Origin of the sequence: Collinsella sp. AM20-15AC, from assembly GCF_003471405.1 — a bacterium.
Lineage (GTDB): Bacteria > Actinomycetota > Coriobacteriia > Coriobacteriales > Coriobacteriaceae > Collinsella.
The window spans coordinates 112,223-130,004 of the sequence record NZ_QRJA01000001.1 but is presented as its reverse complement, the minus strand read 5'-3'; the positions used below and the strand labels follow the sequence as shown (position 1 = coordinate 130,004).

The window sequence follows — 17,782 nt, the reverse complement described above, 5'->3', positions numbered from 1 at the left end:
GGACCCCCGGCACGCCCCGCTACTGTAGCAACAACCAAGCAGCTCATGCAATTCACTCAACTAAAGCGTCGAGCCGGAAGGCCTCGATGTTCCGTCAACGCCACATTGTCGCGCTAAATCAATTTGGTTGACTCCAGCTTTTCGATAATCCAGTCGTTGGCTTTGATGACCGGGCGGCGGAAGACCACACCCAGGGCCAGCGACGGAATCAGATAGCTCGCCAGAATGCCCAACTCAATCCAGTACTCCATATGGTAGGCGCCGGCCATGGCGGCATGCATGGCGTTGATGCCGTGGGTAAACGGCAGGAACGGGTAGATCGCCTGGAACACGGGGCCGGTCATCTCGATGGGGAACGTGCCGCCCGAACCGCCGACCTGCATGACCAGCAGCACAACGGCCAGGGCCTTGCCGATATCGCCAAACGACACCGTAAGCGTGTAGACGATATTGGAGAACACGAGACTCGCAACCCAGCCCGCCAGCACAAACTGCAGCGGGTTGTCGCACTGGATGCCAAAGAACAGGATGTCGCCCGCGCACACGAGCGTTGCCTGCAGCAGAGCCAGACCGCCAAAGAACAGGTAACGGCCCAGGTAGATTTCGTGCAGGCGCACGGGGATGAGCTCGTTGATGAGCTCATCGTCAACCGAGACCTTCATCATGGCCGCCAGAACAATCGAGCCCACCCACAGCGACAAAATCGTGTAGAACGGCGCCATGGCCGAACCGTAGTTGCGGATCGGATAGACCGGCTTGCGATCGAGCGCAACGGGGCCAGAAAGCGACACGGCGAGGCCCTCGGGGTCGTTGCCAATCATTGTCTTAATCATGGCCAGGTCACCCGACATCAGAGCGCTATCAAGCTCGTCCTTAAAAGCGCTGATCTTGTCCGACGCCTTGCCCAACTGATCAGAAGCCTTGTTGACCAGCGTCGCAGCCTTGGAGAGGCCCTTTGCGAGCGAGCCAGAGGCGTCGGTCAGACCGCTCACGGCGCTATCCAAGTCACCCGAGATACCGTTCAGGGAATCCAGAACGCCCGAAATGGTCTTCTTGAGCTCCTTGGCCTTAACCGAGAACGTGGAATCGTAGTCGGACTTGGCTCCCGAGATACCCGCCTTGGCATCGGCGATGGCCTGGTCGACCTCGGCACGCGAGTTGTTGACCTCCGCCATGCCGTCCGAAAGGGACTTTGCGGTCGCCGTCAGGTCCTTCGCATTGTTGCGGTACTCCACGGCAATTCTGCCCAGCGACGTCGCAGCGGACTCGAGACCGTCTTTGAGCTTGTCATCACTCACCTGGTCGGCAAGGTTGCGGAGCTGATCGGCCATCGCATCGATATCGTCAGCACGCGTATTGAGCGCCGCTGCGGCTTCGTTGAGCTGAGACACCGTAAGGTAAACATGCTGATTCGCGGCATCGAATGCCTTCGCAAGCTCGGCGGACACGTTGTCGAACGAGCCCGCGCTTCCGTCAATCGCCGCGTCAACGGCATCGTTGGCGGCCTTGAGCGCTTCCTTGGAATCATTGATGCCGCTCTTGGCGTGCTCCATCAGCTGCTTCGTCGACTCATCAACGGTGCCCGTCTGCTTGAGCATGCCGCCCGCCGATGTCAGTGAATCGGACGTGGAGCTCAAAATGCCCGCGAGCGACGTCGCACTCGTCTGAACGTCCTGCAGGTCCTCGACCGAATCGCCCAGCGTCGAGGACAGATTGGCGATAAAGTTGCTCACCTGGTCGGTACTCATATAGTCGAGCAGGCTGGACACGGTCTTAAGGCCGATGGTCGTGATGGTCTTGGTAAAGGTCTCGTTGACCTGACTCTGGACGGCGCTCGAACCCTTTTCAGTCACGATCTGTGCGATGGCGTTGGCCTTCTGGTTCTCATAGAACTCGATATCGGCGTGCTTCACCTCGGTCGAGAAAAGCGTCATCATGTCGGCGCTAAACGTTTTAGGGATAACGACGGCAGCGTAGTACGCGCCCGACTTAACGCCCTCAATCGCCTTATCGCGGTCGTTGAGGACGACCCAGTCGAAGTTCTCGTTGCCGCGCAGGGTGGCGGTTACGTTTTCGCCCACGTTGACCTCGACGGGAATCAGATCGCTCTCGTAACCCTCATCGGTGTTGACCACTGCAATCTTAAGGTTGCCGGTATTGCCGTAGGGATCCCAGCTTCCGGCGATGTTAAACCATGCATAGAGACATGGCACGATGATCAGGCCCATCACGACGACCATGCCGATCACGGAGCGAGACACGTTTTGGACATCGCGCTTAAACAGGTGCAGGATGTTTTTCATTTATGCCTCACCTCCTTTAGAGTGCTTGCCAAGCGAGGTGGTGTCCCCGTCGTTTCCGTTTACGTTGTCAGCGCCGTCGGCATCTTGAGCCTTACGATGCGCACCGATATGCGACAGACGGCTCGTAGGCTGTTCGCCTCCCTTGGCGCCACGCTCGCTGGCGTTGAGACCAAACATGCGACGGGCGGCAGGGATGGCAGCCGTGTGCTCGCGCATCTCGCGGCGAAGGTCCTCGTCCGAAAGCGCCGAGATACGCATCTGGGTATTGAGGCTCGCACGGATGTATTCGATGTTGATGAGCCAGCCGCAGATGGCGATAACCGAAATGATCCAGATAACGAGCAGGATGATCTTGCCGTTATTGTCGATATCGAGCACCGTCGAAAGCACAAAGAGCAGAACCTGCACGCCTACCACGGCGGCAAAACCGCCCTTGATGTAGTACGGGTAGCGATGCTCAAACGCCACGGCATGATCGAGCAGCTCGCGACGGTACGAATCCGAATCGAGCATGACGCGCATGGCCGTGCGCAGCGAATAGCGCTGGCGCGGCAGGTCGTTGGACTCGCAGATCATGAGGCCCGTCGTGGAAAGCTGCTTGTCAAAGAGCAGGTTGAGGTTGAGCAGCAGCGGACGCAGCTGCAAGCCAATAAAGAGTGCGATGGCAAGGAACACGCCCAGGATGCACAGGTTGAACAGGTAGTTGAACGAATACATGCCACCGACGGTCTCGCGCAGCAGGTTGATGCCATAGGTGAAGGGCAGCAGCGGATGCAGCCATTGGAAGAAGCCGGGCATCATCTCGATGGGATACATGCCCGACGAGCCGGGGATCTGCACAATGACGAGGATGACGCCAATGGCTTTACCGATATGCTTAAACGTGGTGGACAGCGCATAGATGATGTTGACGTAGGTGAACGAAATAGCGATGCCGCCCAGTACAAAGAGCAGCGGGTTGACGCACTGAACGCCAATGACCAGATCTCCCACCGTAACGATGATGGCCTGCAACGCACCCAGGATCACCAGCAGCAGCCAGCGGCCAAAGTAGCCCTGACGCGCCGTAAAGCTACCGATGCCCTCGCGGTCGACCTCGAGTTTATAGATAGCGATGAGCACATAGCCGCCTACCCACAGCGCCAGATTGGTGTAGAAGGGCGCGATGCCCGAGCCAAAGCTCTTGACCGGATAGATTGACTTGGACATCAGCTCAACCGGAGATGCCATGAAATCTGCCACGTCATTGACGTCGACGTCCATGAGGTCGGCTAACTCGCCCATAGACTCAGAGGTCTGCAGCGCCGCAATGTCATTGGCGGCGGTCGCGAGCTTGTCCTGAACCTTGGCAAGGGAGGCGTCGGTTTGGGACAGCGTGGTCTTTGCCTGCTTGAGCGTGGCGTCGAGCTGCGCCAGCGTGCCGCGCGCGCTCGCTATCGTGGGGGTCATACCCGATACAATGCCGGTCAAATCGCCCGAAACGGCGGCAAAGGAGTCAAGCGCGCTCGAAGCCTTCGGAAGTGCGTTCTGACCCAGATCGGTCTGAGCCTGACCGAGGTTAGCCGTACCGGTCTGAATTGCCGCGTTGAGTGCGTTGCTCGCGTTCGAGACGGCCGTGGCGTCATTTGCCATGGCGCTCGACTGCGCGGACAGACTGTTCTTGATACTCTGCAGCTGGTCGTTCTGCTTCTTGAGCGTATCGATCGTCGAGGCGATCAGTGCGTCGATCCGATCCGATCCCGTCGAGGTATCGCCGGCAAGAATCTGCAGGTGGCCGATAACTGCGGTGTTGTGATCGATCGTTGCCTGGAGAGACTCGAGCGAGTTGTCGATGCGGGTGGTCGTAGATGTGACCGTGCCCGTCAGCTTGCCGATGGCAGCGTTCGCGGAGGCCGATGTCTTGGTTAGCGCAAGGCTGCCTTCCGAGAGCGCCTTGGAGAGCGAGGTGATGGACTTGCCAGCCGTGGTACGAGCTTCGCCCAGCAGATCATTACCCTGAGCGATTGCCTGCGTTAGCGAAGGCGCCTGTCCCTGCAGGCCCGCCAACGCAGCATCGGCCGAAGCAATCGAGCTACTCGTCTTGTCGATGGCGGTGTTCATGTCGCCGATGGAATCACGCACTTCGCCCAGGGTATCAGACGCCTCGGACACCGAGCCCGCCAGCGAATCCTGGGTCTGGGTTGCCTTGTCTTTAAGATCGATGCCAGCATCTTTGGCAATGCCCGCGACGGTCTCGCCCACCGTGGAGACAAACTCAGAGTTGATCTGCTCCTCGATGGTGTTGGCACCGGTATCGGTGACCTTGGGCGCAATGGCGCTCTTTTTCTCGTTGACGTAATAGGTGAGCTTCGGCTGATGGTAATTGCCGTCGAGCATCGAGACGAGATTGTCGGAGAAGTTCTTGGGAATCACGATGGCAGCATAGTATTCGCCACTTTCGACGCCCTCTTTGGCATCTGCCGCCGAGTCGACGAAGGTCCAGCCCAGCTGCTCGTTCTCCTTGAGCTGGTCGACCACCTTATCGCCTGCGTTAAGCTCGCCCACTAGGTCGTTCTGGGTGCCCTGATCGTTGTTGGCGATGGCGATTTTAATGCCCTGGGTATTTCCGTACGGATCCCAGTTAGCAACGATGTTGTACCAGGCATACAGCGAGGGAATGACGCACACGCCCAGGGTAACCACCAGGGCGACGGGGTTCATAAGCAGTCGCTTAATGTCGCGCTTAAATATCGCAAAGGAGACCTTTGCGTTGGATAGTTTGCTGCCGAGACTCACGCTTGGACCATCCATCCTGTCGTTGAATCGAATCGTACTATCGACAACCATTGTACGTAGGCGCTTTAGTGCCTCGCGGCACAATGGTGCTGAGTTTTGCGGGTAGCAATATACTACGAAGATGAGTTAGTGTACAGATGTACAGTATCTTAAATTCCCGCAGCTCACAAAACCACAACCCGCACAAACTAGCAGTTCGAATAGTCGTTGGATAGTCATTGGGGACGTTCTTAAACGACTAGTCAAACAAGAACGTCCCCAACGACTAGTCATTTAAGAACGTCCCCAATGACTACTTAGGGCCACGAAAGCGTCGCAGGTTGAGCATAAGTCAGCGAAAACGCCCCTGAGCGAGCAAGGTGACGTGAAAGAGGAGGGAAGCGTACTTTGGTACGCGACCGACGATTGAACGTCAGATTGCCGCTTAGGGGCGTTTGCAGCGTCGACCGGTCCGTCGTTCGTTAGAACGACGGAACCAATAGGTTCGTTAGAACGGCGGAACGAAGGGCAGCGTCGAGTAGTTACGCGGTTCGTAGAACCGCGTAACTACCCAATTACATAAGCTCGCAGACAGCCGCCGCGAAGGCAACGGGGTCCTCGGGGAGGATGCCCTCGACCAGCAGGGCCTGATCGTAGAGCAAGCCGGAGTACTGCTTGATCTTGTCGGCGTCGCCTGCCTTCTGGGCAGCGACAAGCTTGTCGAAGACCGGGTGCTTGGCGTTGAGCTCGAGCACGCGCTGGCTCTTGGGCATGCCGTCGGGCGCGCCCTCGGGTCCCTTCTGGAGCACCTTCTCCATCTCAAGCGAAAGCGGGCCCTCGGTGGTGATGCAAGCGGGGGCATCGGTCAGGCGCGCGGAGACGGCAACTTTCTCGACCTTGTCACCGAGCGCCTCCTTCATAGCGCTAAAGAGGTCCTCGTTCTCCTTGGTGGCGTCCTCGGCCTCCTTCTTCTCGTCCTCGGTCGCCAGGTCAAGATCACCGGTCGCAACGTTCTTGAGCTCCAGATGACGATCCTCGACCTCGGGCTCGGCACCGTCGGCCACGGCCTTTTCGGCAGCCTCGCGGGCAGCGTCATCCTCGTAGACCTTGGGCATATCGGCAGCCACGTACTCACGCATGGCCTGGAAGGTGAACTCATCCACGTCCTGCGTCAGCAGCAATACATCGTAGCCGCGGTCGAGCACGCCCTTCACGACGGGCATCTTGGCCAGACGCTCGCGCGAATCGCCGGCGGCATAGTAGATTGCCTTCTGGCCCTCGGGCATGCCCTTGGCATACTCGGCAAGGGTGATCATCTTCTGCTCCTTGGCAGACCAGAACAGCAACAGGTCGGCGAGCTCGTCGGCCTTCATGCCGTAGCTCGAGTAGATGCCGTACTTCAGACCGCGACCAAAGTTCTCAAAGAACTTCTCGTATGCCTCGCGGTCGTTATCGCGCATGTCCTCAAGATCGGCAGTGATCTTCTTCTCGACACGCTTGGCAATGGCCTTGAGCTGACGGTTCTGTTGCAGCGTCTCACGCGAAATATTGAGCGTCACGTCGGCAGAGTCCACGACACCGCGCACAAAGTTGTAGTAGTCGGGCAGCAGGTCGTCGCACTTCTCCATAATCAGCACGTTGGAACTGTAGAGCGCCAGGCCCTTCTCGTAGTCCTTGCTGTACAGATCGAACGGGGCGCGACCCGGCACAAACAGCAGCGCATCGTACTCAAGCGTACCCTCGGCATGGAAGCTGATAGTGCGCGCGGGATCGTCAAAATCGTGGAACGTGGACTTGTAGAACTCGTTGTAATCCTTCTGCTCAACGTCGGAGCTGCGCTTTTTCCAAATCGGCGTCATGGAGTTGATGGTCTCGAGCTCCTGGTAGTCCTCGTACTCGGGCTTGTAGTCGTCGCCGGCGTCCTCGGGCTTGGGTTTCTGGCGGCTCTTGCTCACCATCATCTGAATCGGGTAGCGCACATAGTTGCTGTACTGCTGAATCAGGCTCTTGAGGCCCCACTCGGTCAGGAAGCGATCGTAGGTCTCGGCCTCGCCGTCGGCGTCGAGCTTCTCGTTCTCGCGCAGCGTCAGGATGACATCGGTACCGTGCTCAGCACGCTCGCCATCCTCGATGGTGTAGCCCTCAAGACCGTCGGACTCCCAAACGTGGGCGATATCCTCGCCATAAGCGCGGCTGACGACCTTCACGTGGCTGGCGACCATAAAGGCGGAGTAGAAACCCACGCCAAACTGACCGATGATGTCGACATCGGAACCCTGCTGCTCGGCGTTCTCAGTCTTAAACTCCTCGGAGCCGGAATGGGCGATGGTGCCCAGATTGCGCTCGAGCTCCTCGGCGGTCATGCCAATGCCGTTATCCGAAATGGTGATGGTACGGGCATCTTTATCAAAGGAAACACGAATAGCCAGGTCGCCCTGGTCGAGCTTGACGCTCGGGTCCTGCAGGCTCTTAAAGTTGAGCTTGTCGACGGCATCGCTCGCGTTGGAGATAAGCTCGCGCAGGAAGATTTCCTTATTGGTGTAGATGGAGTTGATCATGAGGTCGAGCAGTTTTTTGCTCTCGGTCTTAAATTGACGCATGTGCAGTCCTTTCGCGCTACCCCCGTCCGCAAAAACGGCCCGGTTGCCCGAGCCGCATTGCAGACCTGCTATGTTCAGACTTAGATTTTATAACCCATTAGCGCGCATATATACATACGGAATCGAAAAACTGTATGTCCAAACGCTCTGATGCGCCAATTGCCAAGGAGTGTCCCCGACTGCCGGCAGGAAAGGAACGTCCCTATCTGCCATCTACGCGCTTGGCCATCCAAGCATGGGGCTGGCCCTCGTCTTCGTAGTCCACCGGGGCAATCTGCGTGTAACCCGCCTTGGCATAGAGCGGCAGCACGTATTCCTGCGCATGCAGCTTAATGAGCTTGGCGCCGGCATCACGCGCGCACGTATCACTGGCCTCGACAATCTTGCTCGCCAAACCGCGACGGCGCATGCTCGGCAGCACGGCCACGCGCCCCATAATGTAGGTCTCCCCCGCCGCGACGCCTTCGTCCAAGTCGCACGCCGGCGACACCGGAGCCTCTGCGTCAGCTGCGCGCTCGAGTTCTTCGGGAAACACGCGCGAGCAACCGGCAAGCTCACCGTCTACATAGAGCGTCACATGAATGCAGTTCGGATCCTCGTCGATAGCGTCAAACTCATTCTCGTAGCCCTGCTCGTCCATAAAAACGACGCGGCGCACCAACGCCGCGTCATCAAAGCATCCCGTCTTAAGTTGGATATCCATGGCTGCCCTTTCATTCAATGCGAACGTTAGGGACAGATTTTAGCGAAAGTGAGCTCCGCGCACGCTAAACTTCGCGCGAGCCTTCGCCAGGCAGTCGTAATGACCCACGTTATGGGCATCGCTCGCGATGAAGCTGTACAGGTTCTGATCGAACAGGCGCTGTGCCGGCTTTTTCTCGCGACCAAAGCGACCGCCGGCAATAAAGTCCGCCGAAGCCTGCAGCTTGCAGCCCATATCGACCAGGCGCTCCGCCACGCTTACATCCTTTTGAACCGCACGATAGCGCTCAGGATGAGCGATGATCACCTGGTAGCCACGGCACTGCAAATCGTAAATCGTGTTCTCGTACTCTCTAAACGCATACGCATCGGCATGCGTCGAAAGCTCGAGCAGAAACTCGTTGGTCCCATCGAAATGCAAGTGATCCGCGGCATCGATACCAAGCTCAACGAGCTTTCGATGGTTGACCTCGAAGCCCATCTGGAGCGGAAAACCGTCAGCGTTATCGCGCAGCAGCTCAAAGGCATCCCACATCTTGTCGTAATCAAAATAGGGATCACGGCAGTGAGGAGTGCAAACGATTCTGGTTACACCGGCCCGCTTGGCAGCCTCGAGCATCGCCAAGCTCTCTTCGAGATCGGCGGCGCCGTCGTCTACACCCGGCAAGATATGGCAATGAATGTCACGCATAGGTCAGCCTTAATCAACTAAACGTTTGCTCGGTTGGTGAAGATGCCCTTTTTGGAAGTGCCCTGATCGTCGGAGCCCTTCTTAACCTTCTTACCGTCCTTGGTGTAGTAAGAATAGTAGTACTCGCTGGTCTCGGTCTCACAGTAATTCATGACGGTACCGATGAGCTTGACCTTCTCGGACTTCTTAAGCTGGGCGATAGCGTTGAGCGCCTCTTCGCGCTTGGTAAAGTCCTCGCGCACCACGAACAGCGCGCCGTCGGTCAAGCTGGCAATCTCGGCAGCATCGATGAAGGTGCCGACCGGAGGAGCATCGAAGATGACGTACTGGAACTTGGCGGACAGTGCCTTTACCAGCTTGGCAAAGCGATGGGAGACGATGATGTCGGCAGGATTGGGAATGTGCGGCTCGGCATCGAGGAAGTAGAAGTTCTTCTGACCCGTCTCGACAATTGCCTGGTCAATGGAGATCTGCTCGGAAAGGACCGCATAGAGTCCGCCGCGCGAACGAACGCCGAGCATATCGGAAAGGGACCTGCGGCGCATATCGGCCTCGACCAGGAGCACGGACTTGCCGCTCGTGGCGATTGCCTGAGCAAGGTTAATGGAAACCGTAGACTTGCCCTCGTTGGGAATCGAGGAGGTAACGGTGATGGTGCGAATGGGGTCGTCCACGCTCGCAAAGCGGATGTTGGCCAGAAGGGTCTTGGCGGCATTCTGCACAACGAGCTTATCGGTGTTCTTTGCCTTAGCCATGCCTATTTACCACCTTTCATAGCCGGAATTCGGCCAACAACGGGAATACCCAGGAGCTCTTCTGCCTCTTCGGCACCGCGGATGCGGGTATTGAGCATGTCTGCCAAAACGACATAGGCAACTGCGATAAAGATACCGGCGAGGAACGCGACGGCAATATACAGCGTGCGCTTGGGGCCGCTGGGGGCTTCGGGGGTCTTAGCCTCGTCGATAACGTTGATGCTCTGGGCAGCGCCGACGTTCTGAGCGACCGTACTCACCGAGCTGGCAATGGCCTTTGCGACCTCAGCCGTCTCCTTGGCATCGGTGCCGGTAACCGAAAGCGTAATGACACGCGTGGTGGTCTCGGAGGAAACAGACACCTTGTAGTCATCCAAATCGGTGAGGCCCAGTTCTTTGGCGGCGCCGCTCTTAACGCTATCGCTATCCAGCAGCGTGGCGATATCGTTGGAAAGCATCTGGCTCGCCGAGAGATCGTTGTAGCTCATCTGACCGCTATCGTCGGTCTTGGCGAGAATGTACATGCTCGTCGTCGCGGTATAGGTGTTGTCCATCGCAACGAAGGACACGATGCCCATGGCGATCGCGCAGACCACCGGAAGGGTGATGACCAGCTTGAGGTGCTTCTTCAGCAGCTGGAACAGTTCGAGAAGGGTCATGCAGCTTGCCTTTCATTTCCCCAGTTCGGATTGACAAAACTGTCCGTATGTTATCGCATCTTTTTACCGAGACCAAACTCTATACATAAGAAACAGGCTCTCCTGTAAAAATGTCGGAAGCAATCGTAAAATTGCACAACAACGCCGCACCCGAAAGTCAAATGCGGCGTCTACATCAATATCTATGTTGTATCGCTATGCGAATGGCTCGTCCTGCTGTATGGGAAACGTCACCGTAATGGTGGTTCCCACGCCCAACTCGCTCGACAGATCGAGCGTGGCGTGATGATACAGGGCCGCATGCTTGACAATGGCAAGCCCCAGGCCGGTTCCGCCGCGTGCCTTGGACCTACTCTTGTCCACGCGATAGAACCGCTCAAATACCTTGCCCTGTTCTTCAGGCGCGATACCGATTCCCGTGTCGGCGACAGCGAGGAACGGATGGCCTTCGTCGTTGGTGCCGCACTGCAGCGTAACCGTACCGCCGGGCCGATTGTAGCGGATGGCGTTGCTTGCCAGATTATAGATGAGCTCGTCGACCAAGCGCGACACGCCTTCGATGACCACAGGCTTGGCCTCATGACTTATCGTCACATTCGCCTGACGGGCAACCTGTTCAAGACGCTGCTCAACCGCGTAGATCGCACGCGAGAGCTCAATAGGCTCCGTGGACCCAATGGGCACTGCCTCGCCTTCAGTTGCACGTTCGGCCTCGTCCAAGTTAGACAGCGTAAGGATGTCGTTGACAAGCGCTGCCAAGCGGCCCGCCTCACGATAGATGCGACCGCCAAAGTTGCGCAGGTCGTCCTCGCCCTCGACCATGCCATTTGCGATGAGCTCGGCATAGCCCGAAATCGCCGTAAGCGGCGTCTTGAGCTCATGGGTGATATTCGCCGTGAACTCGCGGCGCATACGGTCGTTGTCCGCTAGCACCGCCATTTGGCGCTTGAGTTCCTGGCGCTGCGACTCGATGCGCTCAAGCATGGGGACCATCTCGGCATAGGCGTGCTCATAGCTACGGCGTGGGTGATCCAAATCCACCTCTTGCAACGGCGCGATGATGGCGCGGGACTCACGGCGCGCCATAAAAAACGAGAGTACTGCACCCGCTGCTGCGATAAGCAGCATCGGCGCCAGCATCGACAGCAAAATCGCCGCAACGCCAGGCTGGGCCTGCGCCAAGCGAACGACCTGGCCGTTATCAAGGGTGACGGCGCGATACAGCATAATCTCGTCGAGTGTAGAGCTTGCGCGCTCCGCGGAACCCGAACCACTCTCAAAGGCCTCGATGACCTCGGGGCGATCGCCATGGTTGGGCAGTGTGGAAGGCGACGCCTCGTTGTCGTAGGCAACAGATCCGTCCTTATTGATCAGCGTGATACGAAGATCCTCGCGATCGAGGCTTCGCAAGAACGGAATGGGCTCCTGTTGCTCGTCGAGGGCGGCAGCAATGAGCTCAGTTTCCTGCGCCAGATTGGCACTCGTGGCATCCGCCAAAGTGTTTTGCACAAAGAACGCACCCAGCACCGTAAACGCCACGATAACCGCCATGGCGCAGACAAAGATCGTCACAAAAACGCGGTGCGACAGCGTGTGTTTTCCCTGGGGGGCGAAGACCACGGGTTACTCCTCCGATGCGGTGGCCGCGGTGTCGTCGCCTTCGGCACCATCACCGGCAGAAGGCTCGGCCAGGCGATAACCCACGCCGCGCACGGTCTCGATGGCGCTGGCATGCTCGCCCAGTTTTTGGCGAAGCGTCTGCACGTGCACGTCAACGGTGCGCGAACCGCCGTCGAAGTCCCAGCCCCACACGCTCTGCAGCAACGACTCGCGGGTAAAGACCACGCCGGGCTTGCGCATGAGGTACTCGAGCAGGTCGAACTCGCGCAGGGTGAGCTTAAGCGGCTCGCCGGCAACGGTCACCTCGCGATGGCTGGGCGAAAGCACGATGTCGCCCACGCTGAGCACATCGCTCGCCTGCTTGACCATGCCGCCGCGACGCAGCAGTGCGCGGCAGCGGCTCGCAAGCTCCATGAGCGAAAACGGCTTAGTCAGGTAATCGTCGGCACCGCCATCGAGCGCCATCACCTTGTCGAGTTCGGTGTCCTTGGCGGTAAGCATCATGATGGGCACCGTCGCCGTCAGGCGATCGGCACGCAGGCGACGCATAATCGCCAAGCCATCGGTGTCGGGTAGCATGATATCGAGCAGCACAGCATCGGGCACCCGTCGCGCCACGGCAGCTTTAAACTCGCCATCACACGAAAAGCCCTCGGCCTCGATTCCCTGCTTGCGCAGCGCGTAGACTGTCAAATCCCTGATGTTGTCATCGTCCTCGACGTAATAGATCATGTTGAACCCCTTTGCGGCCGATATGACCGCATCTTAACCCTAAAGGCACCTGTAAAAGACAGCGTCAGCCAAAACGCCCCGTCAAATAATCCGCGGTGCGCGGATCGGACGGATTCTTGAAGAGTTGCGCGGTGGGCGCGTGCTCCACCAGTTCACCCAGCAAAAAGAACGCAACCGAATCGGAAATACGCGCGGCCTGCTGCATGTTGTGCGTCACGACCACCAGCGTGCAGGTCTCCTTGAGCTCGCAGGCCAGCTGCTCCACCACCAACGTCGACACAGGGTCGAGTGCCGAGGTCGGCTCGTCCATCAGCAGAATGTCGGGCTGCACGGCAAGTGCGCGGGCGATGCACAGGCGCTGCTGCTGTCCACCCGAAAGACCCAGGCCCGACTCTTTGAGCTTGTCCTTGACCTCGTCCCACAGGGCAGCGCGACGCAGGGAGTCCTCGACCAGCTCATCGAGCACGGCGCGGTCGCGCACACCCATACCGCGAGGACCGTAGGCGACGTTGTCGTAGATGCTCATGGGAAATGGGTTGGGGCGTTGGAACACCATGCCCACGCGCTGGCGCAAACGGCAGATGTCGCAATCGCCCAGGATATCTTGACCATCGAGCGCAATCTTGCCCTCGATGCGGCAATCCTTGATGCCGTCGTTCATGCGGTTAAAGCAGCGCAGCAACGTGGACTTTCCGCAGCCCGAAGGCCCGATGAACGAGGTGATCTGCTTGTCGCGGATCTTGATATTCACGTCCTTGAGCGCATGGTGGTCGCCGTAGAACAGGTCGAGGCCCTCGACGTCGATGCGCGTCGGCGAGGCGGCAAGATCCTCTGCCGTGGGGCGAGTCGCATCCCCAACCTCGCGCTCATGCGCGGCCTCGGCCTGCGCTTCCATGAGTTCTTCAAGCTCCGTGGGCTCCACAGCCGCAGCAGCCGTCATACCGCACACCTCCATATCGATATCAATTCAGCAGTATCGATAGTAGGAATCGCGGCTCATACGCACGTGAGCACATTGTCAAGTGTTTGTAAGGGCACGCTAGCTATGCGGCGGGCAGCTCGATGGTGAATATCGTGTGTTCGGGCGTCGATTCACATGCAACGGTACCGCCGTGTGCCGCGATGATCTCCTTGGCAATAGCAAGGCCCAAACCGGCACCACCGCGATTGGTCGCACGCGCCGCATCCAGGCGATAGAACTTCTCAAAGATTACCTTGAGCTTAGCCGCAGGGATAGGATCGCCCTGATTGATAAAGCGCACGCGCACGCCACCATCGTCTTGGCGCCTGGCCTCAATCGTGATAGTCGAGCCCTCGTAGCTATAGGCGACGGCGTTTTTCATGATGTTGTTGAACACGCGGGCCATCTTGTCGCCATCCACGAGCACCGTCAGGTCCTCGCGAATATCAACTTGGGCTTCCTTATGCTGCTCGTTGAGAATGGGATAGAACTCGTCGGCCACCTGTGCCAGTAAGAGCCCCAAATCGACGTAGCTGCGGGTGAGCACGATATCGTGGAAATCAAAGCGCGTGATGTCGAAGAACTCCTCGATGAGCGCATCGAGCCGGTGGGCCTTGTCGAGTGCCACGCCCGTAAAGCGCGCACGTTGCTCAACCGGCAGCTCAGGAGCCTCTTGCAGCAGCGAAAGATAGCCCACCACACTGGCAAGCGGGGTGCGTAGGTCATGTGCCAAGTACGTGACCAAATCGTCCTTGCGATGCGACTCGTCACGCAGAGCTTGCTGCACCTTGCGCTCACGGTCACGCACGCGGTTAAGGGCGCCCTCGACCTCCAAGAAGTCGCCGTCGATGTTATCCCAGGTGTCGGGGTGATCGATCAGGCGATCTTGAATACGAGCGGCCAGCACACAATCGGCATGCTGCTCGCCCTGCTCGTAGCCATGGTAGTACAGGGCGCGGCCGCAAAAGAACAGCACGCACACGGCAAGCGCCAGCACAAAGCCAAGCATGTTGAATACAAAGCCGGCATCGAACAACACCGGCCCTTCGATGCCGCCGAGCGCCATGGCGCCAATCGCCAACGTCATGGCCCACGCGGCACCGCCAATCACCACGCAACGGCGCACGATTTCGAATCGATCGATCAGCAAAAAGCCGACAAGCAGCACCGCTAAGACTCCGGCGATGTTGTCGATGCCAATCAGCAGCAGGCTCAGCAAAAAGAGCAGCACCGTCGCAAGCGCGCGGTTGTCGACGACTGCCCGTACGTATTCAAAGAGTCGATCGGGCACCTCGAATGCCTGCCTATCGTCTTTTGTCATATCCACTTCCCCACCATCAAAGGCGCTATTCGATTATGTAGCCGACGCCCCAGACGTTTTTGATAAAGCGCGGCTTTTGAGCGTCGTCGCCAATCTTTTCGCGCAGGTGGCGAATGTGCACCATCACCGTATTGTTGGAGCCGGGCATAAAATCCTCGTTCCACACCGCGCGGAACAGATCCTCCACGGCTACCACGCTGCCGCGATGCTCAACCAGATACAGCAAGATGGAATACTCGATGGGCGTGAGGCGTACCGGTGCACCGTCCACCGTTACGGAACGAGCATCGCGGTTGATCTCCAGGCCGTCGAGCTGGATGGTCGGCGACTCGGCCGCCTGCGAGCGGCTACCGTAGCTGGTGTAGCGGCGAAGCTGAGCGTGCACGCGCGCGATGAGCTCCAGCGGACGGAACGGCTTAACCACGTAATCGTCCGCGCCAAGCGAAAGGCCCTCGATCTTGTCTTGCTGGGCATCGCGCGCCGTCAGCATGATCACAGGATAGGTATGGCTGAAACGGATCGTACGCAGTAGCTCAAAGCCATCGATATCGGGCAGCATGACATCCAACAGTGCCAGATCGAACTCCTGCTCCAGGATTGCCTTGGCAGCATCGGCCCCGCTATAGGCAATCTGGACATCAAAGCCCTCTTTTGTAAGGTAGATACCAACCAAGTCGGCGATGGCCTTCTCGTCATCAACTACCAAAATGCGCTCGTTCATGCGTGCTCCTCTCGCGCTCCATTATGCCCGAGGCGACGCACGCCACACACAACAAGCGTGGGTGATTAAGTCGGCCTTAAGCACCCTTGTGCCCGTTCGGGCGCGGATGTGGGCCACGCACGCACGCGATGATCGCCGACGCCGGCAAACGATATACTCTAGTTCCAGAAGAGACCATCCCGTCGAAAGCGAAATCCGTGAAGTCCCTCACCTCTTTTGCAAAGCGCTCAGCCCAGCTTGCCGCCGGCTTTGTCTGCGCTATCGCCCTTGCCGCTGGCGTGCCCACCGTCGCCGGCGCCCAAGTACTCACGACCGACAATGTTTGCGGCAAAACCGCCGATGCGCGCGGCATCACGGCCGAAAACCTGCCCGATATCGATGCGACCAATGCCCTCGTCATGGGCAAAGACGGCACCGTCTACTATGCCCGCGGCGCCGATGAGCAGATCAAGATTGCCTCGATCACCAAGGTCATGACCGCAATCCTAACCGTCGAGAATTGCAAGATGGACGAGAAGGCCACGGTGAGCAACGCCGCAGCCACCGTGGGCAATTCAACAGCCGGCCTACTCGAAGGCGACGAGCTCACCGTGAAGCAGGCACTGCGCGGCCTGATGATTCCCTCGGGCAACGACGCCGCCATCGTGCTCGCCGAATATGTGGGCAAGAAGATCGACCCTAAGACCAAAGACGCCGAGGCAACATTTGTGAAAGCCATGAACGAGCGCGCTAAGAAGCTCGGTTGCACCGGCACGCTTTTTGAAAACCCGCATGGTCTGGACTTTGATGAGTGGGCTGGCGATATGCACTCAACCGCACACGACGTAGCGCTGATGATGCAGGAGGCCATGAAAAACGACACGATCCGCGAGGTCGTAGCGAGCGAAGATTCCTGGATCGAGGTCACGGGCGCCGACGGCACCGACCATTCGCATTCCATGGACACGCATAACTATTTGCTAGGCCAAGATGGCAACATCGGTGGCAAGACCGGCACCACCGATGATGCAGGCTATTGCTTTACGGGTGCCTACAACCGCGATGGCGACGAGATCTACACCGTCGTTTTGAACTCCACCACCACCGACCAGCGCTTTACCGATACCGCAACCCTTGCCAATTGGTACTACGGTCACAAGGTGACGGTCGCAATCGCCAACACGCAGGAAAAGACCGCCAACGGCAACCCACTTATGGTGCGCATTGGCCAAACCGACTGGACGGATAAGACGATCGACGCCACGCTCGCCGATCCTACGGCGCAAGCGACCGTGTTTTCCCTTGCCGGCGAGGTGACCGAAAAGGTTAGCTACGACGATCTTTCGGGCACGGTGCATGTGGGCGACAAGGTGGGCAGCGTTACGCTCAAGCAGGATGGCACCAAGATCGCCGTCATGGACCTGGTTGCCGACGAGGAAGGCGCAGGGCCGAATCCCATTGAGTGGCTACTCGTGAAGCTCGATCGCTTGGGCCGCCGCATCGACAACCGCCCGCTCACGGCAGAAAGCGAGACCGTCGCCAAGGCGCCCGAGGTGTAGTGCGCAAGAATAATAAGTCCACTGAAAGGAGGCGTCCGAAAGGATGCCTCCTTTTTTGAGGTTCGAATCCCCAGCCGCCATTCTTGATAATAAAAAGGGCCCCAAATGGGACCCTTCTTCAAATTCGTACTGGCGGAGAGCTGGGGATGTCCGGGCATGCTGCGCATGCCCTCCGGCTTCAAAGCCTGGCGGCTTTTCGCCCACGGGCTACAAACGCTTTCGCGTTTGCTTAACGCCCGTGCCCTCTCGGGTTCGAATCCCCAGCCGCCATTCTTGATAATAAAAAGGGCCCCAAATGGGACCCTTCTTCAAATTCGTACTGGCGGAGAGCTGGGGATTCGAACCCCAGATGCCCTTTTGGGGCATACTCGCTTAGCAGGCGAGCACCTTCGGCCTCTCGGTCAGCTCTCCGTAACAGCCGTTCT

13 protein-coding genes and 1 tRNA gene are annotated in these 17,782 nt (G+C 58.3%); 1 reads left to right on the top strand and 13 read right to left on the bottom strand.

The features are described from left to right. Positions 1 to 113 precede the first annotated feature (113 nt). From DW233_RS00590 to DW233_RS00535, 12 genes are all read right to left on the bottom strand, one after another. Entirely contained in the window at positions 114 to 2,303 is a 2,190-nt protein-coding gene (locus tag DW233_RS00590) for a YhgE/Pip domain-containing protein (RefSeq protein WP_118266177.1), read from the bottom strand. Next, positions 2,304 to 5,078: a YhgE/Pip domain-containing protein gene (locus DW233_RS00585; protein ID WP_233547886.1), complete on the bottom strand. Its 2,775-nt coding sequence runs from the start codon at positions 5,076 to 5,078 to the stop codon at positions 2,304 to 2,306. A gap of 554 nt (positions 5,079 to 5,632) precedes the next feature. Continuing rightward, positions 5,633 to 7,657, bottom strand: coding sequence for a molecular chaperone HtpG (gene htpG, locus DW233_RS00580; RefSeq protein WP_118266175.1), 2,025 nt, complete (start codon positions 7,655 to 7,657; stop codon positions 5,633 to 5,635). 202 nt (positions 7,658 to 7,859) lie between these two features. Next, positions 7,860 to 8,360 (bottom strand): GNAT family N-acetyltransferase, encoded by a 501-nt coding sequence (locus tag DW233_RS00575; RefSeq protein ID WP_117637372.1) that lies wholly within the window; start codon positions 8,358 to 8,360, stop codon positions 7,860 to 7,862. A gap of 39 nt (positions 8,361 to 8,399) precedes the next feature. Continuing rightward, positions 8,400 to 9,050 carry a tyrosine-protein phosphatase gene (locus DW233_RS00570; protein ID WP_055250497.1) on the bottom strand — a complete coding sequence of 217 codons (651 nt, stop codon included), beginning with the start codon at positions 9,048 to 9,050 and terminating at the stop codon, positions 8,400 to 8,402. Positions 9,051 to 9,067: 17 nt separating this feature from the next. After that, positions 9,068 to 9,805: a CpsD/CapB family tyrosine-protein kinase gene (locus tag DW233_RS00565; RefSeq protein WP_055250501.1), complete on the bottom strand. Its 738-nt coding sequence runs from the start codon at positions 9,803 to 9,805 to the stop codon at positions 9,068 to 9,070. 2 nt (positions 9,806 to 9,807) lie between these two features. Next, the gene (locus tag DW233_RS00560; RefSeq protein ID WP_055250503.1) at positions 9,808 to 10,464 is read right to left on the bottom strand and encodes a YveK family protein; all 657 of its coding nucleotides are present in this window, start codon (positions 10,462 to 10,464) and stop codon (positions 9,808 to 9,810) included. Positions 10,465 to 10,659: 195 nt separating this feature from the next. Beyond that, positions 10,660 to 12,084: a cell wall metabolism sensor histidine kinase WalK gene (locus DW233_RS00555; RefSeq protein WP_118266174.1), complete on the bottom strand. Its 1,425-nt coding sequence runs from the start codon at positions 12,082 to 12,084 to the stop codon at positions 10,660 to 10,662. Between the two features lie 3 nt (positions 12,085 to 12,087). Beyond that, positions 12,088 to 12,816: a response regulator transcription factor gene (locus DW233_RS00550; protein WP_089572665.1), complete on the bottom strand. Its 729-nt coding sequence runs from the start codon at positions 12,814 to 12,816 to the stop codon at positions 12,088 to 12,090. Between the two features lie 64 nt (positions 12,817 to 12,880). Next, entirely contained in the window at positions 12,881 to 13,756 is an 876-nt protein-coding gene (gene pstB / locus DW233_RS00545; RefSeq protein ID WP_192934545.1) for a phosphate ABC transporter ATP-binding protein PstB, read from the bottom strand. 103 nt (positions 13,757 to 13,859) lie between these two features. Next, entirely contained in the window at positions 13,860 to 15,098 is a 1,239-nt protein-coding gene (locus DW233_RS00540) for a sensor histidine kinase KdpD (RefSeq protein WP_118266173.1), read from the bottom strand. A 25-nt stretch (positions 15,099 to 15,123) separates the two neighbouring features. After that, positions 15,124 to 15,819, bottom strand: coding sequence for a response regulator transcription factor (locus DW233_RS00535; protein WP_117799972.1), 696 nt, complete (start codon positions 15,817 to 15,819; stop codon positions 15,124 to 15,126). A gap of 197 nt (positions 15,820 to 16,016) precedes the next feature. Here DW233_RS00535 and DW233_RS00530 point away from each other — a divergent pair, with 197 nt between their 5' ends. Next, complete coding sequence (locus DW233_RS00530; protein WP_158567770.1) at positions 16,017 to 17,357, top strand: D-alanyl-D-alanine carboxypeptidase family protein; 1,341 nt, start codon at positions 16,017 to 16,019, stop codon at positions 17,355 to 17,357. A gap of 320 nt (positions 17,358 to 17,677) precedes the next feature. Here the strand turns inward: DW233_RS00530 and DW233_RS00525 are convergent. Next, positions 17,678 to 17,768 (bottom strand) — tRNA-Ser (locus tag DW233_RS00525). Positions 17,769 to 17,782: the final 14 nt, after the last annotated feature.

What these genes read in the sequence shown, in the direction of transcription:
- DW233_RS00590 (WP_118266177.1), bottom strand. Translation starts at nt 2,303, where the DNA reads ATGAAAAACATCCTGCACCTGTTTAAGCGCGATGTCCAAAACGTGTCT.
- htpG (WP_118266175.1), bottom strand. Translation starts at nt 7,657, where the DNA reads ATGCGTCAATTTAAGACCGAGAGCAAAAAACTGCTCGACCTCATGATC.
- DW233_RS00575 (WP_117637372.1), bottom strand. Translation starts at nt 8,360, where the DNA reads ATGGATATCCAACTTAAGACGGGATGCTTTGATGACGCGGCGTTGGTG.
- DW233_RS00570 (WP_055250497.1), bottom strand. Translation starts at nt 9,050, where the DNA reads ATGCGTGACATTCATTGCCATATCTTGCCGGGTGTAGACGACGGCGCC.
- DW233_RS00565 (WP_055250501.1), bottom strand. Translation starts at nt 9,805, where the DNA reads ATGGCTAAGGCAAAGAACACCGATAAGCTCGTTGTGCAGAATGCCGCC.
- DW233_RS00560 (WP_055250503.1), bottom strand. Translation starts at nt 10,464, where the DNA reads ATGACCCTTCTCGAACTGTTCCAGCTGCTGAAGAAGCACCTCAAGCTG.
- DW233_RS00550 (WP_089572665.1), bottom strand. Translation starts at nt 12,816, where the DNA reads ATGATCTATTACGTCGAGGACGATGACAACATCAGGGATTTGACAGTC.
- pstB (WP_192934545.1), bottom strand. Translation starts at nt 13,756, where the DNA reads ATGACGGCTGCTGCGGCTGTGGAGCCCACGGAGCTTGAAGAACTCATG.
- DW233_RS00540 (WP_118266173.1), bottom strand. Translation starts at nt 15,098, where the DNA reads ATGACAAAAGACGATAGGCAGGCATTCGAGGTGCCCGATCGACTCTTT.
- DW233_RS00535 (WP_117799972.1), bottom strand. Translation starts at nt 15,819, where the DNA reads ATGAACGAGCGCATTTTGGTAGTTGATGACGAGAAGGCCATCGCCGAC.